The sequence below is a fragment of the Roseomonas gilardii genome, assembly GCF_001941945.1.
GTDB lineage: Bacteria > Pseudomonadota > Alphaproteobacteria > Acetobacterales > Acetobacteraceae > Roseomonas.
Window position 1 is genome coordinate 2,357,598 of the sequence record NZ_CP015583.1, and the last position, 21,120, is coordinate 2,378,717.

The window sequence follows — 21,120 nt, forward strand, 5'->3', positions numbered from 1 at the left end:
CCGGGCGCGGCGGCCCGGAAAGAAGCGAGGGTTACGCCCTGCCTCACCCGGCGGGCAAGGCATGCCGCCCGCCGGTCAGCCCCCGCCGGTCAGCCCCCGCGGTCAGCCATGACGCCCGGCATGGCACCGGAGGCACGACGATCCCCGTGCGTCCCGGCCCGCCGCAACCGGAACGGGGCTGCACGCTTTCTGCCGCGATGACCCGCCCGCACGCCTCCGTGACGATCCTGCTCGTCCTGCTCCTGGCCCTGTTCTGGCTGGTGCCGAGCTTCCCGCTCACCGTCTTCGTGGCCGTTCTCCTGGCCGTGGCGCTGCGGGCGCTGGCGGAGCCGCTGATCCGGCGCCTCGGCCTGCCCGAGCCCCTGGGCGTGCTGGCGGTGCTGCTTTGCCTGGGCGCCCTCGCCGCGCTCGGCATCCATCTGGCCCTCGACCCGCTGAGCGCCCAGGCCCGGCAGCTCGCCGACAGCCTGCCGGGCTCGCTCGGCGAGCTGGAGCGGCATCTCCATGCCGAGGGCTGGGGCCGCTGGTTGCTCGACCATCTCGACGGCGGGCTCATGGAGGATATCGAGACCCGGGACGTCCTCCAGCGCGGCGGGCAGGCCGCGGCCGGCGCCGCCAGCCTCATGGGGGGCCTGCTGGGCGGCCTGTTCGGCGGCCTTGGCACCGGTCTCTTCACCCTGCTGCTCGCGCTCTACTTCGCGCTGCACCCGGAAACCTATCTGCGCGGCCTCCGCGCCCTCCTCGCCCCGGAACTCCAGGAGGAGGCGAAGGCCCTGCTGTCGCAGCTCGGCACCGTGCTCCGCTTCTGGCTGGCTGGGCAGCTCTTCTCCATGGCCTTCACCGGCACACTGGTCTGGCTCGGCCTCTGGTTCCTGGGCATCCCGCTGGCGGCGATCCTCGGCGTGCTGACCGCGCTGCTCGGCTTCATCCCGATCGTCGGCCCCATCCTGGCAGCCGTGCCCGCCGTGCTCATGGGTGCCTCCCAGGGCTTCGACACCGCCCTCTGGGTGGTGGCGCTCTTCCTGGTGCTGCATGTGCTGGAGGGCGACATCCTCACCCCCCTCATCCAGTCCAGGGCGGTGGACCTGCCGCCCGGCATGCTGCTCATGTCCCAGCTCTTCCTGGGCGCGCTGTTCGGCCTGCTCGGCCTGGCGGTCGCCGCGCCGCTGGCGGCAGTCACCATCACGGTGGTCAAGCGCAGCTACGTGCGGGACTGGTTGCGCCGCCTTCGGTGATCGGCGGGCGGCTTGCCCGGCCCACGGGCGCCCCGCATAGACAGGCATCCGCACGGAATCCACCCAGCAGAATGACCCGCTCGACCCTCTCGCTCACCGTCCTGCTCATCGCCTTCGCGCTGATGTGCTGGCTGGTGCCCAATGCGCTCCTGATCGGCTTCGCCGGCGCCATCCTGGCCGTGGGGCTGCGCGCCCTGGCCGGGCCCATCGTGGTGAAGACCGGCCTCGGCGGCGGCTGGGCCGTGCTGCTGGTGGCCGTGCTCATCGTCCTCGTGCTCGGCCTGGGCGTCTGGGCCTCGATCACGCCGCTCTCCGCCCAGGTCCAGCTCTTCGCCCAGTCCGCCCCCCAGGCGCTGCGCTCGCTGCAGAACTATCTCTCGGACTTTCCCTGGATCCAGCAGCAGATCGAGCACTTCCAGCCCGAACGGGTGATCTCCGCGGTCGGCGACCAGGCAGCCGGCATGGCGGCGATGGGCATCAGCGGCACGCTGGGCGGCCTCGCCAACATCGTGCTGATCGTGCTGCTGGCCCTCTACCTCGCCTCGGAGCCCTCGCTCTACCGCCGCGGCTTCGCCGCCCTGCTCTCGCCGGACCTGCGGCCGGACGGGATGCATGTGCTCGACGCCGCCGGCGGCGCGCTGCGCGGCTGGCTGCTCGGTGCCCTCTGCGCCATGGTCTTCAACGGCGTGCTGATCTGGCTGGGCCTCTGGGCGCTGGGCGTGCCGCTCTCGCCCCTGCTCGGCGCCATCGCCGGGCTGACCAGCTTCGTTCCCTATATCGGCGCCATCGCGGCGGCGCTGCCGGCGGCGCTGATGGCACTGGGCAAGGACCCCTCCCTCGTGCCCTGGGCGCTCGGCGTCTATTTCGTGGTGCAGATGCTGGAGGGCAATGTCCTCACCCCCATGGTGCAGAAGCAGACGGCCGACCTGCCGCCCGCCCTGCTGCTGCTGTCGCAGACCGTCATGGGCACGGTGGCCGGCCTGCTCGGCGTGGTGCTGGCCGCCCCGATCCTGGCCGTGGCGATGACGGTGGTGCAGGCCTCCTACATCAAGCTCCGGCTGGAGGACCGCGAGGATGCGGAGACGGTGCAGGCCGAGGGCCGGGCTCACCCCGGCAGCGGCAACTCCATCCGCCCGTAGAGCACCGCCTTCCCGCCCAGAAGGGCACGGGCCTGCCCGCCGGGCCCGTCCCGCAGCTCGCACCAGAGCGTGCCGCCGCGCCGGCTGGCCTGGCGGCAGACCAGCCTCCGCCGCCCCAGCCGCTCCGCCCAGAAGGGCAGGAGCTGGGTATGCGCCACGCCGGTCACCGGGTCCTCCGGCACGCCGACGCTGGCCGCGAAGAAGCGGGAAACCACGTCATGCACCCCGTCATCCCCGGGGGCGGTGACGATCACCCGGGCCGGCACGGCATCCCCGCCGCCCAGCGCCGCGATGCGCCCATGGTCCGGCCGCAGCCGCCGCACCTCCTCCGCCGTATCGAAGACGCAGAGCCAGTCGCGCGAACGCCACACCTCGCGCGGCATGGCGCCCAGCGCCTCGGCGAGCCCGGCGGGCGGCTCCGCCCGGACCGCGCCGCGGGCCGGGAAGTCCAGCACATAGAGATCGCCCTCGCGCGCCACCCCCAGCATCCCCGACAGGGTGCGGAAGCGCAGCGGCCCGTCCACGCCGAGTTCCGTGGCCAGCACATGCGCCGTGGCCAGCGTGGCATGGCCGCAGAGCTCCACCTCCGTCGCCGGGGTGAACCAGCGCAGGTGCCATTGCCCCGCCCCGTCCGGGATCAGGAAGGCCGTCTCGCTCAGATTGTGCTCGGCGGCCATGGCCTGCATCACCGTGTCCGGCAGCCAGGTCTCCAGCGGCACCACCGCGGCCGGATTGCCCTCGAAGACCCGCTCAGCGAAGGCATCCACGAAGAAGGCGTGCAGCATCACGGGGACGGACCCTCCCCCGAAAGGGCCGCGATCCGCGCCGGGTCCACCGTCACCCCATGGTCCAGCGGCCCATGCCCCTTGCCGAAGCCCGGCGCGTTGCGGATCGCCGCGCGCACATAGGCCCGCCCCCGCGCCACCGCGTCCCGCAGCGTCAGGCCCTGCGCCAGTCCCGTCGCGATGGCGCTGGCCAGGGTGCAGCCCGTGCCATGGGTATGCACCGTGTCGATATGCCCGCTCTCGAAGACCTCCTCGCCCTCCGGCGTGGCCAGCAGGTCATAGAGCCGCTCGCCCGGCAGGTGCCCGCCCTTCAGCAGCACCGCCGGCACGCCCAGCGCCAGGATCGCCGCCGCCGCCGCCCGCATCCCCGCGAGGTCGCGGATCGTCCCACCGGCCAGCACCTCGGCCTCCGGGATGTTCGGCGTGACCACCGTGGCGAGCGGCAGCAGCAGCCGCTTCAGCGCCTCCACCGCCTCCTCCGCCAGCAGGCGGGAGCCGCCCTTGGCCACCATCACCGGGTCCAGCACCAGCGGGATGCCGCGCCCATCCCGCTCCAGCGCCGCCGCCACCGTGCCGATCGTGTCGCTGTCGCCCAGCATGCCGGTCTTCACCGCATCGGCGCCGATATCGGCCAGGCTGAGCGCGATCTGCTGCGCGATGAAGTCCTGCGGCACCGGATGCACCGCATGGACGCCCAGCGTGTCCTGCGCCGTCAGCGCCGTGATCGCCGTGGCAGCATAGCCGCCGAGCGCCGTGACCGCCTTGATGTCCGCCTGGATGCCGGCGCCGCCACCGGAATCCGATCCGGCGACGATCAGGATGCGCCCCTTCATTCCGCGGCCTCCTGCCGGGCGGATTTCGCAGCGGGTTTCCGCTCCGGCGTGGCCGCCACCGCCCGGATGGTTTCGGCCAGTTCCGCCGCCAGCCGCTCGACCATAGAGGCCTCCTCCGCCTCCACCATCACCCGGATCAGCGGCTCCGTGCCGCTCGGGCGGATCAGCAGCCGCCCGCGCGCGCCCAGCTCCGCCTCGGCGGCCCGGATCGCCTCGATCACCAGCGGGTTCGCCAGCGGGTCGCCGCCCGAATGCCGCAGGTTCACCAGCTTCTGCGGCAGCGGCTCGAAGCGCCGGCAGACCGCGCTCGCCGGCCGCCGCTCCTCCACGATCGCCGCCAGCACCTGCAGCGCCGCCACCAGCCCGTCCCCCGTGGTGCCGTGATCCGCCAGGATCAGGTGCCCCGACTGCTCGCCGCCCAGGTTGCAGCCCAGCTCCCGCATCCGCTCCCCGACATAGCGGTCGCCCACCCGCGTCCGCTCCAGCCCGATGCCCTGCGCCTTCAGCCGGCGCTCCAGCCCCAGGTTGGACATCACCGTGGCCACCACCGCCCCACCGCGCAGCCGCCCCTGCGCCGCCCAGGTCTCGCCCACCAGCGCCAGGATCTGGTCGCCATCCACGATGGCCCCCGTCTCGTCGCACATCACCAGCCGGTCGGCATCGCCGTCCAGCGCGATGCCCAGATCGGCCCGGCGCTCGCGCACCAGCTCCGCCATCCGCCCCGGCGCGGTGGAGCCGCAGCCGGCATTGATGTTGAACCCGTCCGGATTGACGCCCAGCGACACCACCTCGGCCCCCAGTTCCCACAGCACGGTGGGCGCGACGCGATAGGCCGCGCCATTGGCGCAATCCACCACGATCCGCATCCCTGCCAGGGTCAGCCCCTTGGGGAAGGCCGACTTCGCCGCCTCGATGTAGCGCCCCGCCGCATCCTCCAGCCGCGAGGTCCGCCCCAGCCGCCCCGGCGCCGCCAGCGCGGCGGAAAGGTCGCCCGCCATCAGCGCCTCGATCTCGTTCTCCTGCGTGTCCGACAGCTTCAGCCCATCCGGCCCGAAGAGCTTGATGCCGTTATCCTCGAAGGGATTGTGGCTGGCCGAGATCATCACCCCGAGATCGGCCCGCAGGCTGCGCGTCAGCATGGCGATGGCCGGCGTCGGCAGCGGCCCCAGCAGCACCACGTCCATCCCGGCACTCACGAAGCCCGCCGTCAGCGCCGGCTCCAGCAGATAGCCCGAGAGCCGCGTGTCCTTGCCGATCACCACCCGGTGCCGGTGCCCGCCCCGGTTGAAGTAGCGGCCCGCCGCCTGCCCCAGACGCAACGCCGTCGCCGCATCCATCGGCGCTTGGTTCGCCACGCCACGGATGCCATCCGTCCCGAAGAGGCGGCGTTGGGAAGACGGGGCGGGTTTGCTCATGCACCATGCTCGCAAGGACGGCCCGGGAGCCGGGCGGAAAGGGCGAAAGCTCTAGAGCGGATTGGCCCGCCGTGGAACAACCCGGACGCGCCCATCGGTCACGGCTTCGGGCGCGAAGCGGGCCGGGTCCTGCTCCGATGCATGGACCGCCCCGCCACCCCGCGTTTTTCGCAATTGTGCGGCGCACAAGGCTCCGTCCACATTCGGGGAGGTTCCGCCGCCGCCACCGGAACGCTCCCTGCCGGACATCCGCATGCCCCTTCCGCTCCTGGCCCTGGCCGTCGCTTCCTTCGGGATCGGCACGACCGAGTTCGTCATCATGGGCCTGCTGCCCGACCTCGCCCTGGACCTGGGGGTGGACATCCCCTCCGCCGGGCTGCTGGTCAGCGGCTATGCACTCAGCGTGACCTTCGGCTCCCCGCTTCTCGCCCTGGCCACCGGGCGGCTGCCGCGCAAGGCGGCGCTGATGGGGCTGATGCTGATCTTCATCCTGGGCAACGCGCTCTGCGCCATCGCTCCGGGCTACTGGACGCTGATGGGGGCCCGCGTGGTCACCGCCCTCTGCCACGGCGCCTTCTTCGGCACTGCCTCGGTGGTGGCGGCGGACCTGGTGCCGAAGCACCGCCGCGCCTCCGCTGTCGCCATGGTCTTCTCCGGCCTGACGCTCGCCAACGTTCTGGGCGTGCCGCTCGGCACGGCGCTGGGCCATGCGCTCGGCTGGCGCTCCACCTTCTGGGCCGTGGTGCTGATCGGCCTCGCCGCCGCCGCCGCGCTGGCGCTGTGGATGCCCACCGGCCTGCGCGGCCAGCCCGCCCGGCTGCGGCAGGAACTCCGTGCCCTGGGCAGCCGGCAGGTGCTGCTGGCCATGGGAATGAGCTGCCTCACCTCGGCCAGCCTGTTCAGCGTCTTCACCTATATCGCGCCGATGCTGCAGACCCGGACCGGCCTGGGCGAGCACATGGTCACCCTGGCCCTGCTGCTCTTCGGCCTCGGCCTCACCTTCGGCAACTTCCTCGGCGGCCGCCTCGCCGACTGGCGGCTGATGCCGTCCGTGGCGGGAATCCTCGTGGTGCTGGCCCTGGTGCTGGTGCTCTTCACCGCCACCCTGGCCTCGCCCGTGCCGGCTGTCGCCACGATGATGGTCTGGGGCGTGCTGGTCTTCGCCCTGGTCTCGCCCCTCCAGATGCGGGTGGTGGATCAGGCGCGGGACGCGCCGAACCTCGCCTCCACGGTCAACCAGGGCACCTTCAACCTGGGCAATGCCGCCGGGGCCTGGATCGGCGGACAAGCCCTGCTGCACGGCATGGGCTACGGCCAGCTTCCCTGGCTGGGCGCCGGGCTGGCCGTCCTGGCCCTGCTGCTGGCCCTGGTGGCGATGCGCGCCCCGCGCCAGCCGATGGCGATGGTGGCCGGGGAATAGCGTCCCGCGCCCGGGGAGAGCCGGGCCGGTCCCGGCTCCCCCGTCAGCCACGCGTCAGCGGTCGCAGAACAGCACGCCACCCTTGGCCTTGTCGGTCTTCGGCGCCTCCACGATCTGCACTGTCACGACGTCGGCCGGAACGCCGAAATTCTTCACCATGGCTTCGGTGAGATCCTTCACCAGCCCGCGCTTCTGTTCGAGCGTCCGCCCCTCGGCGGCGAAGACCATGATCTCGGGCATACCCTATCTCCTTGGCTGCGAGGGCGGCAGCAGGACATGGCGCTGGCCCGAAGGCAATCCCGCCTGGGTGCGGCTTCCGGAGAGGTTGTTCATCTCCCGTGGGAGGCTGAGGGTGGTTGTTGCGACGCGACCGGCCGTAGGACACGAGGATGAACAGCCCGCATCAGAATGCGCGGATGACGCCGCTTGGCCGGGCCGAGAGGTTCGGCGGATCATCGAGGGACGATCAGTTTGGCCAGCTCTGGTGAGAACTGGCCGTCCGCCTGCGCCGGGACGATCAACTGAGTGGCAAGGAAATCGCCCTCCGGCTGGGGCATGCCCGCCCCACCGTCGCAGGCTGGCTGACGCGGAAACGGTTCCGGAAGCCGTGCCGCGCTGATGCCGACGGGGCCGGTACGCCGCTGTCAGAGCGAGCGACCGGGCAGACTAAGGATGGCGATGAGGCAAGCGCCTTGCCACTTCGTCAGGGAACCGCTTGCGGAAGCAAAGTCAGAGACTCCAGTCGACCAGAATGCCGTTCTGGAAGGTTAGATCCAGCGAGCTTCCGCGTACATCGGTATTGCCGGACGACGCGTCGGCGGCCTGCTGTACCTTCTGTTGTTGCTCACGGAAGTTGGTGAGACTATTGGATAGCGCAACTCCGGGCACTATTTTCGAGATTCCAGTCAACATGCCCATTGAGCCAGTCTGCTCTGGCCTATAGGTCCAGTAGACGCGGTTCCCACCTTGCGTACTACGGCGGAATGGCTGCCCATACAGCGCCTGTACGTCCTGCATCGTCGTGCGGCCCTTGATCAGATGCGTTTCCACATATGACTGGCTGAACTGATCCTCGCCGCCAGGCATACCTGGCTGCCCACAAGCCCCCAGAGCAAGGGTAGCGAATAAGTAGGAAATGGCGGCGGCCGAGCGCAAGCGCGTCAAGGGGAGGACTCCTCACCTGAGGTTGACAGAGTTATGTAACATACAATCTATAAGGCTGCGTATTGATAGGCCAGAGAGTGCCCGCAGCTTCTACGATCCCGCATTCACCATAAATTTCCCGCGATCGAACTATGAGGTCAACCCGCCAAGCAAGTTGCTGTTCCTCCGCGGTGGATGTGATGGCCCCATGGGGATAGGTTCAGATTCCGATTTTTCTCGGCGGCGCTGCTCGATATCGCAAATCCTCTGTATCCGAGCCGCATCACCTCCGCGATTTAGTTGCTATACCGGCACGAATAGAGGCCACGATGCCGATCCTGCTTGAGCAGGTCCTGAGTAGCCTGATTGCTACAGCTTCCTCGCCAGCTCTCACCCAGACCCCACAGTGCTCATTGGCCGATGGCGCGGTGAATTCATGGGACTGGAAGGCAATCCACGCATTCTCAGAAGGCGTCATGACGGGCACGTGGGTCGCTGCAGCCTAAGCGTCAGGCTGCGGCGTCCGCACGTTCCACGGCACATCCCAGGCGCAGCGCCTGCACCGTCTCCGCCACGTCATGGACCCGCACCATATCGGCGCCCCGTTCCGCCGCGGCCAGCGCCACGGCCAGGCTTCCCGGCACCCGCCGCTCCGCCACCGGCTCCCGCCCCAGCCGGCCAATGAAGGCCTTGCGGGAGGCCGCCATCAGCACCCGGCACCCCAACCCATGCAGCAGAGGCAGCCGGTCGATCAGTTCCAGGTTATGCGCCAGCGTCTTGCCGAAGCCGATCCCCGGGTCGACGCAGATGCGCGACCGCGCGATCCCCGCCGCCTCGCAGGCCGCGATCCGTTCTGCCAGGAAGCGCTGCACCGCCAGCGCCACGTCCGGATAATCGGCGCGCGACTGCATGGTGGCGGGGTCCAGCCCCGGCATGTGCATCAGCACCACGGAACAGTCTGAATCCGCCGCCGCCTCCAGCGCCCCCGCCCCGCGCAGCGCGGCGATGTCGTTCACCACGCGCGCCCCGGCGGCGATGGCGGCGCGCATCGTGGCGGCATGGCGGGTGTCGATGGAGACCGTGGCATGCGGCGCCAGTTCCCGGATCACCGGCTCCACACGGGCGATCTCCTCCTCCGGCGTCACTGGTGCGGCGCCCGGCCGCGTGCTCTCGCCGCCCAGGTCCAGAAGGTCGGCCCCCGCCTCCAGCATGGCATGGCCCGCCGCCACGGCGGCGCGTTGGTCGAGATAGCGCCCGCCATCCGAGAAGCTGTCCGGCGTCACGTTGAGGATGCCCATCACCAGCGGGCGGCCCTCCCGCCGCTCCAGCCCGGCAAAATCCGGCAGGGCCGGCGCCAAGTCCGCCAGCAGCGGCCGCCACGCCTCCGGCAGGGCCGCCACGGGAAGAGGACCAGCATGCTGGCCCGTCTCGACCAGCCGGGCCAGGGTGAAGGCTAGCCCCTCCCCCCGCAGCGCGGCGGCATGGCCTGCCGCCAGCGCCGCCCTCGCGGCTTCCCCGTGCAGCAGGCCCAGGGGCTCCAGCCAGCGTTCCACCATCTCCGTCATCCCCCACAGCCAGAACGGAAACGGGGGCCCGAAGGCCCCCGTCGCATTCCATACCATTCATGCCCCCCCCGAGAGGGACGCCGCGGATCAGGCCCCGGAAGGCGCCGGGTTCTGCCACGGGCCAGCCGGGCGCGGCGGCGTGGACCGGCCGGAAGTGGGCACACTGCCGCGACCCTGGTTCACCGGCTCGTCCGGACGGTTGCGCACCACTGGCTCGCCGCGCAACAGGGTGCGGATCTCGTCGCCCGAAAGCGTCTCGTATTCCAGCAGCCCCTTCGCCAGCGCGTGCAGGCTCTCGATGTTCTCCGTCAGGATCTTGGTCGCCCGCGCATAGGCCGCGTCGATGATCCCACGGATCTCGGCATCGATCTCCCGCGCCGTGGCCTCGGAGATGTTCTTGGTCTGGGTCACGCTATGGCCCAGGAAGACCTCCTGGTCGTTCGAGCCATAGGCGATCATGCCGAGCCTGTCGGACATGCCCCATTCCATGACCATCCGCCGCGCCTGGTCGGTCGCCATCTTGATGTCGCCCGAGGCACCGTTGGACACCTTGTCCGGGCCGAAGATGATCTCCTCCGCCACGCGGCCGCCCATGGCCATGGCCAGCTCGGCCTTCAGCTTGCTCTTGTGCTTGGAATAGCGGTCGCCCTCCGGCAGCGACATCACCAGACCCAGCGCGCGGCCGCGCGGGATGATGGTCGCCTTGTGGACGGGGTCGCACTCCTCCTCGCTCAGCGCCACCAGGGCATGGCCCGCCTCGTGATAGGCGGTCATGCGCTTCTCCGCCTCGCTCATCACCAGCGAGCGGCGTTCGGCGCCCATCAGCACCTTGTCCTTGGCCTGCTCGAACTCCAGCATGCCCACGGTGCGGCGGCCGATGCGGGCGGCCAGCAGCGCCGCCTCGTTCACGAGGTTGGCGAGGTCGGCGCCGGAGAAGCCCGGCGTGCCCCGCGCGATCACCTTGGGATCGACGTCGGAGGCCAGCGGCACCTTGCGCATGTGCACGCGCAGGATCTTCTCGCGCCCGTTCACGTCCGGGTTCGGCACCACCACCTGCCGGTCGAAGCGGCCGGGGCGCAGCAGCGCCGGGTCCAGCACGTCCGGCCGGTTGGTGGCCGCGATCAGGATGACGCCCTCGTTGCTCTCGAAGCCGTCCATCTCCACGAGCATCTGGTTCAGCGTCTGCTCGCGCTCGTCATTGCCGCCGCCCAGCCCGGCACCACGGTGGCGGCCCACCGCGTCGATCTCGTCGATGAAGATGATGCAGGGGGCGTTCTTCTTGCCCTGCTCGAACATGTCGCGCACGCGGCTGGCACCCACGCCCACGAACATCTCCACGAAGTCGGAACCGGAGATGGTGAAGAAGGGCACGTTCGCCTCGCCGGCGATCGAGCGCGCCAGCAGCGTCTTGCCGGTGCCCGGCGGGCCCACCAGCAACACGCCCTTGGGGATCTTGCCGCCCAGGCGCTGGAACTTCTGCGGGTCGCGCAGGAACTCGACGATCTCCTCCAGCTCCGCCTTGGCCTCGTCGATGCCGGCCACGTCGTCGAAGGTCACGCGCCCCTGCTTCTCCGTCAGCAGCTTGGCGCGGCTCTTTCCGAAGCCCATCGCCCTGCCGCCGCCGCCCTGCATCTGGCGCATGAAGAAGACCCAGACGCCGATCAGCAGCAGCATCGGGAACCAGCTCAGCAGGTAGTGGAAGAGCGGGTTGACGTCGCTCTCCTCGGGCCGCGCCTCGACCCGCACGCCCTTGTCGGTCAGCTTGCCGACCAGGGCGGGATCATCCGGCACATAGGTGCTGTAGGTGCGCCCGTCCGTCAGCTGGCCGGAGACGACCCGCCCCTGGATGCGCGCGTCACGGACCCGGCCGGCCTGAACCTCGTTCAGGAAGTCCGAATAGGCAACCTGCTGCCCCCGCGCCTGATTGGTCCCGGAGGGTTGGAACAGGTTGAAGAGCGCCACGAGCAGCAGCGCCACGATGACCCAGAGCGCGAGGTTCCGGCCGAAATTATTCACTGAAGCTGTTTCCGTCCTGACCGACAGGTTGTCCCCGGCACGCCGCGCCGAATTTCCCTGGAAGCCCGAGGGGGCAGGCCAGGGGAAATGCGGGGTCACGCACCGGTTTTCTCCCGTCCTGCACAACATAGGGAGGGCCGGCGCTTTCTGGAACCTCAACCTCACAAAATCGCAAGATTCTCGCGGGCTTCTCATATCGGCCCACCAGCCCGCACGCGACACCGGGGGCCGGGGGGGGCAGGCGGCATCAGGCCGGCGGGCCACCAGCGGGTTGGAAGGAGACCCCGCCGGGCAGGAGTTCCACCCGCCCATCCCCGTGGCGCAGCGCCGGACAGCCCCGCAGCACCATGGCCGGCAGGCCCCGCCGCGCGGCCGGCTCCAGCCAAGCCAGGTCGGCCCCCGGCGCTCCGATGGTGGCACCCGGCACGTCCCGGTCCAGATGCCAGCGCCCGTCCCAGGATGCGCCGCGCCGGGCCTCGACGGGCGGCGCGCAGGCGGCGGGCTCCCGGCACAGGACACCACCCCGCCAGAGCACCCCGCCCAGCGTCCCGCCCCCCTGTGCCAGCAGCCGCTCCACCCCCTTGCGCGGCGGTGGATGAGGCTGGCCGGACACCGACCGCAACAGGCGCGACAGGGCCTGCCGCGCCACGGCGTCGCGCCCCAGCGACACGGCATCCAGCCGCACCCAGCCCTCGGGCCGGAACACGGCGGCCAGGGCCAGCCGTTCCGCCACCGCCGCCTCGCCCCGCGCGCGGCGGCGCGCGAAGGCATCCGCCGCCAGGGCCAGCGCCCGCGTCCCCGCCGCATCCCCGGACGGATCGCCAAGCGCCGCGCGCAGCCGGGCCCGGGCGAAGCGTGGATCGCCATTGGACGGGTCGCGCACAGGCTCCAGCCCGGCACCGGCCACGGTCGCCTCCAGCCGCACCACCGGCATGTCCAGCAGCGGCCGCAGCACCATCACGCCCGGCATGGCCCGCGCGGGCGCCATGGCGGCCAGCCCGGTCTCGCCCGAGCCACGTAGCAGCCGGAACAGCAGCGTCTCCGCCTGATCCCGCCGGTGATGGCCCAGCAGCAGCCAGGGCGCGCCCGCTTCCGCCGCGGCCGCCTCCAGCGCCGCGAGCCGCGCCCGCCGCGCCCTTTCGTGCAGCGCAGGACCGGAAGGCAGGTCGAGGGACAGGATACGGACCTCATGCCCGCGCGTCCGCAGGCGGCCGGCCACGGCGGCGGCCTCGGTGGCGCTGTCCGGACGCAGGCCGTGATCCGCCACCAGGGCCAACGCGGACCCGCCACGTGCCATGGCCCAGCGATGCGCGAGAAGGAAGGTGGCGAGGCTGTCGGGCCCGCCCGACACGCCGACCGCGAGGCGCGGGGACGGAGCGAAGGGCCCCAGCGGTGCCATCAGGGCCGCGAACTCCTCCTCCCCCACCGGTTCGCCGACTGCCCCCCCGACTGGCATAGGAGCGGCGCCCCGGGCGAGGCCCGTCAGCGGATCAGCGGCAGCCCGCGCGCTGCCGCGCCTGCGCCGCCTGACTGGCAAGGCCGCCGGAGGGCTTGGGGAACTCGCTGTTCAACTGGTCCAGCGTCTGGCAGGCCTCGCGCTTCGCCCCGAAACCGTTGAAGGCATTGGCGAGGCCGAGCAGCGCCTCCGGGGCGCGGCCGGACTTGCGGTTGCGGCGATAGGCGTCGTCATAGGCCAGTGCCGCGTTCTGGTAGTCCCGACGCCCGAGCAGCGCATCGCCCAGGAGGATCTGGGCATCCTGCTGCCGGGGCGCGCTGCGGGCACCGATCACCTCCCGCGCCGCGGCCTCGGCGGCGGTATAGTCGCGACGGGACAGGGCGGCCTGCCCATCGGACAGGGCACGTTCCGGCGTGCGCGGCGCGGCGGCCGGCGCGGCAGCGGCCGGGGCACTGGCCGGAGGGGCGGCCGCGGGGCCCGGCGCAGGCGTCGCGGGGGCCTGGGAACGGCGCGCCGCCCCGCCACCCTGCTCCACCTGCTGCAGGCGATAGTCCGTGTCGCCCTGCAGCTTCTCCATCTGCTGCTGCAGGTTCCGGTTCTGGAATTCGAGCTGGTCCACGCGGCCACGCAGGCGCTTGGTCTCGTCCTCCAGTGCACTCACCCGGTCGAGCAACTGCCCGACCAGTTCCCCCCCGCCCCCGGCGGCACCACCACGGGAAGGAGGCGGCAGGGCGGGCGCCGCATAGCCCCCGCCCCCACGCGCCCGCAACTGCTCCATCTCCTGGCGGAGCTGCAGGATCTGGTTCTGCAGCGTGATGCCCTCCCGGCTCTCCACCTGCGCCCGGGCGGAAGGCCCGAGTGCCAGGGAGGCCAGGAACACGGAGGCGAGCAGCGCGTGGCGCATCATGGGTCTGCCTTAGCGGACGACCGTGACCGCGCGACGGTTCTGCGCCCAGGCCGACTCGTCGGAGCCCAGGGCCGCCGGGCGGTCCTTGCCGTAGGAGATGGTGGACAGGCGGCTGCCGGCCACGCCGGAGGCCACCAGCACGTCGCGGGCGGAGTTGGCGCGCCGCTGGCCGAGGGCCAGGTTGTACTCGCGCGTGCCGCGCTCGTCGGTGTGGCCCTCGATCGTGGCCTGCACCTGCGGATACTGGTTCAGCCAGCCCGCCTGGCGCACCAGCACGTCGCGCTGGTCGCCGCGAACGGAGCTGGAGTCGAACTCGAAGAAGACGCGGTCGCCGACATTGGCGACGAGGTCTTCCTGCGAGCCCGGGCGGACGGAACCCAGCCCGCCGGCACCCGCGCCGGCGGAGGCACCGGCGCCCGTGGCAGCCCCGGCCTGGTCGTTGCTGTTCGAACAGGCGGCCAGCAGAGCGAGGGCGCCCAGCGCGCCCAGCAGCTTCGTTTGCATCGATCCGTTTTCCTCGTGTTGTGCGGGGGGCACAAAACACGCGATCGCGGCGTTACGGCTGCCGTCCGATACGGTCAAGCCGAACAAACCGCGCCTCTCCCGTGTCAGGACAGCAAAGGGGACCAATTCGGATCGGTTGCATCGGTCGGCGTCACAATCTGCCTCTCGTTGAATCCGGCGATATCGATCATCGCCATGCGTGCACCATAGCCATTGCCGCGCGAGTCCCGGGCCGGAGTCTCGCGGTAATAGGCCAGGACACGGCCATTCGGGGCAAAGGTGGGGCCTTCCATGCCCCAGCCCTCGGTCAGAATGCGCTCGCCACGCCCGTCCGGCTGCATCACGCCGATGGCGAAGCTGCCACCGCCGAAGCGGGTAAAGGCGATCAGGTCGCCGCGCGGAGACCACACGGGTGTGGCATAACGGCCACGGCCGAAGGAGATGCGCCGCACCCCGCCGCCGCCGGCATCCATGACATAGAGCTGCTGGTCGCCGCCCCGGTCGGAGTTGAAGACGATCTGCGACCCGTCGGGGCTGTAGCAAGGGGAAACGTCGAGCCCGTTGCCCGAGGTGAGCTGCCGCTCCCGCCGCGAGGCCAGGTCCACCACGTAGATGTTGGAATCGCTGCCCTTGGCATAGCTCAGGATCACCGAGCGCCCGTCCGGCGAGAAGCGCGGCGACAGCGTCATGCCGGAGAACTGGCCCAGCACCTCCTGCCGCCCGGTGTCCAGGTTGAACAGATAGACCCGCGGCTGGTTCTGGTAATAGCTCATGAAGGCGATCTGCCGCGCATTCGGATGGAAGCGCGGGCTGAGCACCTGGAAGGAGCCGTCGGTCAGGAAGCGGTTGTTCTCCCCGTCCTGGTCCATGATCGCCAGCCGCCGGGTGCGCCGGTCGCGCGGCCCCGATTCGGCGACATAGACGATCCGCGTGTCGAAATAGCCCTTCTCGCCCAGCAGGCGGGAATAGATGGCATCCGCGATCAGATGCGCGATCCGCCGCCACTGGGCGGCCGGGGCGGTGAAGGCCGTGCCCTCGATCTGCTGCCCCGGCAGCACGTCCCACAGGCGGAACTCGACGCGCAACTGCCCGCCCTGGTCGGCCACGCGGCCCGTCACCAGTGCGTTGGCACCGATCACCCGCCAGTCCTGGAAGTTCGGCTGCGCCGCCGCCGCCTCGGCGCTCTGGATGAAGGCGGCGTTCTGCACCGGCCGGAACAGGCCGGAATTCTTCAGATCGTTCTGGATCACCTGGGCGATCTCGGCGCCCCTCGTGCCCGGCAGGGAGGGCACCGCGATCGGGATCGGATCGGTGCGGGCGCGGGTGATGTCCACGCGGCTCTCGGCCGCGGCCGGCTGGGCCAGCACCGAGCGCAGCGGCGGAATGGCGCCAGCCGCGGCGGTAATCCCCAGAAGCGCGGCACGTCGGGTAAAGCGGCCGTCCATCGTCGTGTCTCTTCCCCTGCAAACCGGTTCGGACCGGGAGAAGCCCCGGTCCTGCCGTCAAATCAAGCCCCTGTCCCGTCACGAAGCGTGGCGGGCCGTATCGTTCCGCCGCGACAACACCGGCGGACTCCGGGATGCGCGCCTCAGCGCAGACCCAGATCCCGCGGGTTGAAGCGGAAGACCGTGTTGCGCAGTGCCTCCAGCCGGTCCTTCGGCAGCGGCAACGGGTTACATTGCGGATTCAGCAACGCGCGCCGTGCCGCCTCATAGACGGACCGCGCCTGCGGATCGGCGGGGACACCGCCGTTCGGGCGCACGTTCCGCACCGTGCCGCCGGCATCCACCTCCACCCGCATCTCCACGATCACCGAGCGGATGTTCAGCGCCCCGCCATCCACCGACCAGCATTCGCTGATCGTGTTGGCCAGCGCCGTCTTCTCGCCCGAGCTGAGCGCAGCCGTCCCGGTCGGCGCCCCGCCCGCCTGGGTGGAGCCCGAGGGCGCCGGATTGGCGCGCGACTTCGGCGCCTCGTTCTGCGCCTGCATCGCCCGCAGCTTCTCCAGCGTGCTCAACACGGACTGCGACCGCTCATCCGTGTTCTTGGCCGGCGGCGTACGTCCGGTGCCCGGCTTGTCCGAGGGATTCGGCGGCGGCACCACCTTGCCCGTGCCCTGCTGGTTACTGGGCTTGGGCTGCTGCACCGGCGGCTGTGGCTTCGGCGGTTCCGGCTTCGGGTCGGGCTTCGCCTCGGCATGCTGCTGCGGCTTCGCCTCCGGCTTGGGCGGCGTCGGCTTGGGCGGGTCCGGCTTCGGCGGCTCGGGCTTGGGCGCGGGCTTCGGCGGTTCCGGCTTGGGCGGCGCCGCCTCCGCATGCTGCTGCGGCTTCGGCGGCGCGGGGGCCGGCGGCGGCGGCAGGGGCAGCACGGCATCGGCGGCCGGCGGCGGCGGGGTCGCCTCCGCCTGTTGCTGCGGCGGCGTGGGCGCGGGCGGCGGCGGGGCCGGGGGTGGCGGCAGAGGCGGCGCGGCCTCGGCCTGCTGCTGCGGCGGGGCCGGCCTGTCGGCGGTGGAGGGCGCGGCCGAGGTCGGCGCCAGCGCCGGGGCAGGCGGCGGCGGGGGTGGCGGCGGCGGGGCCGAGACCGGCTCCGGACGCGGCGGCTCGACCGGCGGCGGCAGCGGCAGGGGCTCGTCCTTCGCGGCGGCCGTCTTGCTCGGGGATGGCGAGGGCTTGTCCGCCTGGGCGAGCTGCGCCGCCTCGGGCGTGATCACCTCGATGGGAATGCCCTGCTCCATCGGCTCATCGACCTTGTGGGCGGGGAGCTGGATCAGGATCACCAGGAAGGCGAGCAGATGGAGCGCCGCCGAGACGTACGCCCATTCCCGCAATCCGCGCGGCCAGCGCATCGTGGGTTCGTTCCTTCCCCGGCCTCAGCGCGCCGGCGCGCGCGCCGCGCCCTGGGTCTGGTTCTGGCCCTGGGTTTGGCCCGGCGCCGCGCCACGGCCCGCCGCCCCCTGCCCGCCCGCCGGAGCCGTGCCGGAACGCGCAGGCGCGCCCGCGGGCTGTTCCGCCAGCAGGGCGACGCGGGTGAAGCCGGAGGAGATGATGGCGCCCATCACCTCCATGATGCGGCCATAGCTGTTGGTGCGGTCGCCGCGCACGAAGATGCGCCGCTCCGGTGCCCCCGCTGGCTGGTTCTGCATGATGGCCTGGAGCTGCGGCACCAGCGTGTCGAGCTGCACCTCGGTGTCCTGCAGGAAGATCCGCCCCTCCGGGTTCACCGAGACGGTCAGCGGCTCCGTTTCCTGGTTCAGCGGCGCGGCCGCCGTCTTGGGCAGGTCCACCGGCACGCCGGAGGTCATCAGCGGCGCCGCCACCATGAAGATGATCAGCAGCACGAGCATCACGTCCACCAGCGGCGTGACGTTGATCTCGGCCATGGGGCGGTAGCGGGAGCGGCCCTTGCCCGGGCCGCCTGTGGACATGCCCATGCTTCAGCGCCCCGCCGGAGTCTCGTCCGCCTGGCGCGAGAGGATCGTGCCGAACTCCGACGCGAAGGCCTCCAGCCGCGCCGCGTAGCGCGACAGGTCGGTGTTGATCTTGTTGTAGGCCAGCACCGCCGGGATCGCGGCCACGAGACCGATCGCGGTAGCGAACAACGCCTCGGCGATGCCCGGCGCCACCACGGCGAGGTTGGTGTTGTTGTTGCCGGCGATGGCGGCGAAGGAGTTCATGATGCCCCAGACCGTGCCGAACAGGCCGATAAAGGGCGCCACCGAGCCGACCGAGGCCAGGAACACCATCCAGCGCTCCATGCGCTCCATCTCACGGCCCACCGTCACGCCCATGGCGCGGTCGGCGCGCTCCTTGACGCCCATCAGCGAGATGGCGGAGCCGACCGAGGCCTGGGCGCTCGCCTGCCATTCCCGCATCCCGGAGCCGAAGACGGCCGCCATCGGATGGTTCGGGCGCTCGCCCTCGCTGCGATAAAGCTCCTCCAGCGATCCGCCGGACCAGAACTTCTCCTCGAAGGCATCGGCGGCGCGGTTCGCCCGGCGCACCGAGGTCACCTTCTCGAACACGATCGCCCAGACCCAGATGCTGGCGAACAGCAGCCCGATCATCACCAGCTTCACGACCCAGTCGGCCTGGAGGAACAAGTTCCAGAGCGACAGGTCATGTGCCATCGGCGCCAGATTGGTCGCCGTCACGCCCTCACCCACGGGCATCCTCCATTCCCCCTCGCCCCGCGCAGCCCCTCAGCCAGCCGGGGGAGACACCACATTCCGCAGGGCGCTGGACCAGGGTTCCGGAATCCGCACGGCGCGCAGTTCATCGCGCGACACGCAGACCAGGCCCACCTTGAGACGCGCCCGGTAGGCACCCGCCTCGTCCACCACATCCTGCGCCAGCTCGACCGAGGCCCCGCCGACCCGCAGCACGCGGGTCTCCACGACCAGGGCCTCATCCAGCCTGGCCGGCCGCAGATACTCCACTTCGGCGCGCCGCACCACGAGGAACAAATTGTGACGTTCCACGAGAAGACCGTGCGGCAAGCCCATGTCCCGCAACGATTCGGTCCGGGCCCTTTCGGCCCATCTCAGATAGTTGGCGTGATAAACGACGCCGCCGGCGTCGGTGTCCTCGAAATAGACCCGTACAGGGTAGCGATGGGCGCTCATCAGCCCTCATCCAGAAGCAGGTCGCCCTGCGATGCCAGGGCATTGCGCGGCGGGGCGAGGCCGAGATGCCGCCAGCCCGGCAGGCCCAGCACCCGCCCCCGCTGGGTGCGCAGGATCAGCCCCTCCTGGATCAGGAAGGGCTCGATCACCTCCTCCAGCGTATCGCGGCTTTCCGCCAGCGCGGCAGCCAGCGTCTCCACCCCCACCGGCCCGCCGCCATGGTGCTCTGCCAGCCGCCGGAGATAGCGCCGGTCCATCGCATCCAGCCCCAGCACATCCACCTCCAGCCGCCGCAGGGCATCGTCCGCCAGCGCCCGGTCCGCCGGACACCCGGCCACGGCGGCGAAGTCCCGCACCCGGCGCAGCAGCCGCCCCGCGATGCGCGGCGTGCCGCGCGACCGGGTCGCGATCTCCCGCGCCCCGTCGGACGTCAGCTCGAAGCCCAGCTTCCCCGCCCCGCGCGCCACGATCCGTTCCAGCTCCTCCGGCGAGTAGAACTGGAGCCGCAGCGGAATCCCGAATCGGTCGCGCAGCGGCGTCGCCAGCAGGCCCGCCCGGGTGGTGGCGCCGACCAGCGTGAAGGGCGGCAGGTCGATCCGCACCGTCCGCGCCGCCGGCCCCTCCCCGATGATCAGGTCGAGCTGGAAATCCTCCATCGCCGGATAGAGCGTCTCCTCGATCGCCGGCTGGAGGCGGTGGATCTCATCGACGAAGAGCACGTCGCGCGGCTGCAGGTTGGTCAGGATCGCCGCCAGGTCCCCCGCCCGCTGCAGCACCGGGCCCGAGGTGGCGCGGAACCCCACCCCCAGCTCCCGCGCCACGATCTGCGCCAGCGTGGTCTTGCCCAGGCCCGGCGGGCCGAACAGCAGCACATGGTCCATCGCCTCGCCGCGCTCGCGCGCGGCCTGGACGAAGACGGACAGGTTTTCCCTCAGGGCGGGCTGCCCGGTGAAATCGGCCAGGGTCTGTGGCCGCAAGGCGGCGTCGTTGCCGTCCTCCTCCAGCCGCGCCCCGCTGGTCAGGCGGGCATCATGATCGCTCATGGCGGGAACATAGAGGGATCACGCCGCCAAGTCGCGGGGTCCCTCGCAGCTTCGGGCGCCACGACTCCCAGGGCCGTTCCGGCACTGCGCCGCTCCGGATCGCCGCAGTGCAAAAAAATGAATCGTTTCCGAAGATTTGAGAAGCGGCAAATAATCCTTCCGGGTCGTGACTGATCGACTCCATCAACGATCGAGAGTCTCCCATGCACAACGACACCATGCGGCGCGTCGTCGCCGAATTCTTCGGAACCTTCTGGCTCACCTTCGGCGGCTGCGGCGCCGCCGTGCTGGCGGCCAAGTTCCCGGACGCGCTGGGCATCGGCTTCCTGGGCGTCGCCTTCGCCTTCGGGCTGACCGTGCTGACCATGGCCTATGCGGTCGGCCATATCTCCGGCGGCCACTTCAACCCGGCCGTCACGCTGGGCCTCTGGTCGGCGGGCCGCTGCGCCAACCAACATGTGGTGCCCTATATCGTGGCCCAGGTCGCCGGCGCGATCATCGCAGCGGCGGCGCTCTGGATCATCGCCTCCGGACAGCCGGGCTGGGTGCCGGGCGGCTTCGCCGCCAACGGCTACGGCGCGCTCAGCCCGGGCAAGTATGGCCTGGGCTCGGCCTTCCTGACCGAACTGCTGCTGACCTTCTTCTTCCTGCTGATCATCATCGGCACGACCTCGAAGGGCGCCGCCACGGGCTTCGCCGGCATCCCCATCGGCCTCGCCCTGACGCTGATCCACCTCGTCTCGATCCCGGTCACCAACACCTCGGTGAACCCGGCCCGCAGCACCGGCCCCGCCCTCTTCGCCGGCGGTGAGTATATCGGGCAGCTCTGGCTGTTCTGGGTCGCGCCGATCCTGGGCGCCATGGTGGCCGGCGCCGTGACCCGGATGCTCTACGAACCCGCCGATCCGGTGGACACGGTGGTGGTCGAGCAGCGCAAGGCAGCCTGACAAGGGGCTTCCTGGAAGGGGAACCCCGAAGGCACCGGCCAGGGACACTGTCCGTTCCGGCCGGTGCGCTCCCGATCCGGGCCGCCCCGGA

At 71.1% G+C, this 21,120-nt stretch carries 20 protein-coding genes; 4 read left to right on the top strand and 16 right to left on the bottom strand.

Annotation, left to right across the window (positions count from 1 at the left end):
* Positions 1-197 precede the first annotated feature (197 nt).
* Together RGI145_RS10770 and RGI145_RS10775 are read left to right on the top strand one after the other, a co-directional pair.
* Entirely contained in the window at positions 198-1,235 is a 1,038-nt protein-coding gene (locus RGI145_RS10770; protein ID WP_075798328.1) for an AI-2E family transporter, read from the top strand.
* 71 nt (positions 1,236-1,306) lie between these two features.
* Entirely contained in the window at positions 1,307-2,374 is a 1,068-nt protein-coding gene (locus RGI145_RS10775) for an AI-2E family transporter (protein ID WP_075798329.1), read from the top strand.
* Here the strand turns inward: RGI145_RS10775 and RGI145_RS10780 are convergent.
* The 3 genes from RGI145_RS10780 to glmM are packed head-to-tail and all read right to left on the bottom strand — an operon-like array spanning position 2,341 to position 5,407.
* Positions 2,341-3,159, bottom strand: coding sequence for a PhzF family phenazine biosynthesis protein (locus RGI145_RS10780; protein ID WP_167668351.1), 819 nt, complete (start codon positions 3,157-3,159; stop codon positions 2,341-2,343). The two genes, RGI145_RS10775 and RGI145_RS10780, sit on opposite strands and share 34 nt — an antisense overlap.
* Positions 3,159-3,992 (bottom strand): bifunctional hydroxymethylpyrimidine kinase/phosphomethylpyrimidine kinase, encoded by an 834-nt coding sequence (gene thiD, locus RGI145_RS10785; RefSeq protein WP_075798331.1) that lies wholly within the window; start codon positions 3,990-3,992, stop codon positions 3,159-3,161. Before thiD ends, RGI145_RS10780 begins: the two co-directional genes overlap by 1 nt.
* Positions 3,989-5,407 carry a phosphoglucosamine mutase gene (gene glmM / locus RGI145_RS10790; RefSeq protein WP_075798332.1) on the bottom strand — a complete coding sequence of 473 codons (1,419 nt, stop codon included), beginning with the start codon at positions 5,405-5,407 and terminating at the stop codon, positions 3,989-3,991. The genes thiD and glmM overlap by 4 nt, the downstream gene beginning before the upstream one ends.
* A gap of 253 nt (positions 5,408-5,660) precedes the next feature.
* Between glmM and RGI145_RS10795 the strand changes: the two genes are divergently transcribed.
* Complete coding sequence (locus tag RGI145_RS10795) at positions 5,661-6,827, top strand: MFS transporter (RefSeq protein WP_075798333.1); 1,167 nt, start codon at positions 5,661-5,663, stop codon at positions 6,825-6,827.
* 54 nt (positions 6,828-6,881) lie between these two features.
* On the opposite strand, the gene RGI145_RS10800 is transcribed toward RGI145_RS10795, so the two are convergent.
* The 13 genes from RGI145_RS10800 to ruvB form a co-directional block, all read right to left on the bottom strand.
* Positions 6,882-7,067 carry a tautomerase family protein gene (locus RGI145_RS10800; RefSeq protein ID WP_075798334.1) on the bottom strand — a complete coding sequence of 62 codons (186 nt, stop codon included), beginning with the start codon at positions 7,065-7,067 and terminating at the stop codon, positions 6,882-6,884.
* Between the two features lie 489 nt (positions 7,068-7,556).
* A complete protein-coding gene (locus tag RGI145_RS25040; RefSeq protein WP_156878492.1) occupies positions 7,557-7,991 on the bottom strand; it encodes a hypothetical protein in 435 nt (144 codons plus the stop codon).
* A 488-nt stretch (positions 7,992-8,479) separates the two neighbouring features.
* Positions 8,480-9,526 carry a dihydropteroate synthase gene (gene folP, locus RGI145_RS10805; RefSeq protein ID WP_075799991.1) on the bottom strand — a complete coding sequence of 349 codons (1,047 nt, stop codon included), beginning with the start codon at positions 9,524-9,526 and terminating at the stop codon, positions 8,480-8,482.
* Between the two features lie 96 nt (positions 9,527-9,622).
* Positions 9,623-11,551 (bottom strand): ATP-dependent zinc metalloprotease FtsH, encoded by a 1,929-nt coding sequence (gene ftsH / locus RGI145_RS10810; RefSeq protein WP_075798335.1) that lies wholly within the window; start codon positions 11,549-11,551, stop codon positions 9,623-9,625.
* Positions 11,552-11,798: 247 nt separating this feature from the next.
* Positions 11,799-12,950, bottom strand: a complete 1,152-nt coding sequence (gene tilS, locus RGI145_RS10815; protein WP_167668266.1) for a tRNA lysidine(34) synthetase TilS — start codon at positions 12,948-12,950, stop codon at positions 11,799-11,801.
* Between the two features lie 91 nt (positions 12,951-13,041).
* The gene (locus RGI145_RS10820; RefSeq protein WP_083670599.1) at positions 13,042-13,914 is read right to left on the bottom strand and encodes a tetratricopeptide repeat protein; all 873 of its coding nucleotides are present in this window, start codon (positions 13,912-13,914) and stop codon (positions 13,042-13,044) included.
* A 9-nt stretch (positions 13,915-13,923) separates the two neighbouring features.
* On the bottom strand, positions 13,924-14,418 hold the full coding sequence (gene pal / locus RGI145_RS10825; protein WP_019459974.1) for a peptidoglycan-associated lipoprotein Pal: 495 nt from the start codon (positions 14,416-14,418) through the stop codon (positions 13,924-13,926).
* A gap of 104 nt (positions 14,419-14,522) precedes the next feature.
* Positions 14,523-15,863: a Tol-Pal system beta propeller repeat protein TolB gene (gene tolB, locus RGI145_RS10830; protein ID WP_075798337.1), complete on the bottom strand. Its 1,341-nt coding sequence runs from the start codon at positions 15,861-15,863 to the stop codon at positions 14,523-14,525.
* Between the two features lie 143 nt (positions 15,864-16,006).
* Positions 16,007-17,263, bottom strand: coding sequence for a hypothetical protein (locus tag RGI145_RS10835; RefSeq protein WP_075798338.1), 1,257 nt, complete (start codon positions 17,261-17,263; stop codon positions 16,007-16,009).
* A 24-nt stretch (positions 17,264-17,287) separates the two neighbouring features.
* Complete coding sequence (tolR, locus tag RGI145_RS10840) at positions 17,288-17,842, bottom strand: protein TolR (RefSeq protein WP_390889906.1); 555 nt, start codon at positions 17,840-17,842, stop codon at positions 17,288-17,290.
* A 9-nt stretch (positions 17,843-17,851) separates the two neighbouring features.
* On the bottom strand, positions 17,852-18,586 hold the full coding sequence (gene tolQ, locus RGI145_RS10845; protein WP_051417745.1) for a protein TolQ: 735 nt from the start codon (positions 18,584-18,586) through the stop codon (positions 17,852-17,854).
* Between the two features lie 30 nt (positions 18,587-18,616).
* A complete protein-coding gene (locus tag RGI145_RS10850) occupies positions 18,617-19,039 on the bottom strand; it encodes a YbgC/FadM family acyl-CoA thioesterase (protein WP_075798340.1) in 423 nt (140 codons plus the stop codon).
* Positions 19,039-20,082, bottom strand: coding sequence for a Holliday junction branch migration DNA helicase RuvB (gene ruvB, locus RGI145_RS10855; protein ID WP_075798341.1), 1,044 nt, complete (start codon positions 20,080-20,082; stop codon positions 19,039-19,041). Before ruvB ends, RGI145_RS10850 begins: the two co-directional genes overlap by 1 nt.
* A gap of 203 nt (positions 20,083-20,285) precedes the next feature.
* Between ruvB and aqpZ the strand changes: the two genes are divergently transcribed.
* Positions 20,286-21,029, top strand: coding sequence for an aquaporin Z (aqpZ, locus tag RGI145_RS10860; RefSeq protein WP_075798342.1), 744 nt, complete (start codon positions 20,286-20,288; stop codon positions 21,027-21,029).
* Positions 21,030-21,120: the final 91 nt, after the last annotated feature.

Excerpts from the sequence above, each read along its gene's own strand:
- RGI145_RS10835 (WP_075798338.1), bottom strand. The coding sequence starts at position 17,263 with ATGCGCTGGCCGCGCGGATTGCGGGAATGGGCGTACGTCTCGGCGGCG.
- tolR (WP_390889906.1), bottom strand. The coding sequence starts at position 17,842 with ATGTCCACAGGCGGCCCGGGCAAGGGCCGCTCCCGCTACCGCCCCATG.
- tilS (WP_167668266.1), bottom strand. The coding sequence starts at position 12,950 with ATGGCACCGCTGGGGCCCTTCGCTCCGTCCCCGCGCCTCGCGGTCGGC.
- RGI145_RS10775 (WP_075798329.1), top strand. The coding sequence starts at position 1,307 with ATGACCCGCTCGACCCTCTCGCTCACCGTCCTGCTCATCGCCTTCGCG.
- pal (WP_019459974.1), bottom strand. The coding sequence starts at position 14,418 with ATGCAAACGAAGCTGCTGGGCGCGCTGGGCGCCCTCGCTCTGCTGGCC.
- tolQ (WP_051417745.1), bottom strand. The coding sequence starts at position 18,586 with ATGCCCGTGGGTGAGGGCGTGACGGCGACCAATCTGGCGCCGATGGCA.
- ruvB (WP_075798341.1), bottom strand. The coding sequence starts at position 20,082 with ATGAGCGATCATGATGCCCGCCTGACCAGCGGGGCGCGGCTGGAGGAG.
- folP (WP_075799991.1), bottom strand. The coding sequence starts at position 9,526 with ATGGTGGAACGCTGGCTGGAGCCCCTGGGCCTGCTGCACGGGGAAGCC.
- RGI145_RS10770 (WP_075798328.1), top strand. The coding sequence starts at position 198 with ATGACCCGCCCGCACGCCTCCGTGACGATCCTGCTCGTCCTGCTCCTG.
- RGI145_RS10780 (WP_167668351.1), bottom strand. The coding sequence starts at position 3,159 with ATGCTGCACGCCTTCTTCGTGGATGCCTTCGCTGAGCGGGTCTTCGAG.
- thiD (WP_075798331.1), bottom strand. The coding sequence starts at position 3,992 with ATGAAGGGGCGCATCCTGATCGTCGCCGGATCGGATTCCGGTGGCGGC.
- tolB (WP_075798337.1), bottom strand. The coding sequence starts at position 15,863 with ATGGACGGCCGCTTTACCCGACGTGCCGCGCTTCTGGGGATTACCGCC.
- aqpZ (WP_075798342.1), top strand. The coding sequence starts at position 20,286 with ATGCACAACGACACCATGCGGCGCGTCGTCGCCGAATTCTTCGGAACC.
- RGI145_RS10850 (WP_075798340.1), bottom strand. The coding sequence starts at position 19,039 with ATGAGCGCCCATCGCTACCCTGTACGGGTCTATTTCGAGGACACCGAC.
- RGI145_RS10820 (WP_083670599.1), bottom strand. The coding sequence starts at position 13,914 with ATGATGCGCCACGCGCTGCTCGCCTCCGTGTTCCTGGCCTCCCTGGCA.
- RGI145_RS10795 (WP_075798333.1), top strand. The coding sequence starts at position 5,661 with ATGCCCCTTCCGCTCCTGGCCCTGGCCGTCGCTTCCTTCGGGATCGGC.
- RGI145_RS10800 (WP_075798334.1), bottom strand. The coding sequence starts at position 7,067 with ATGCCCGAGATCATGGTCTTCGCCGCCGAGGGGCGGACGCTCGAACAG.
- glmM (WP_075798332.1), bottom strand. The coding sequence starts at position 5,407 with ATGAGCAAACCCGCCCCGTCTTCCCAACGCCGCCTCTTCGGGACGGAT.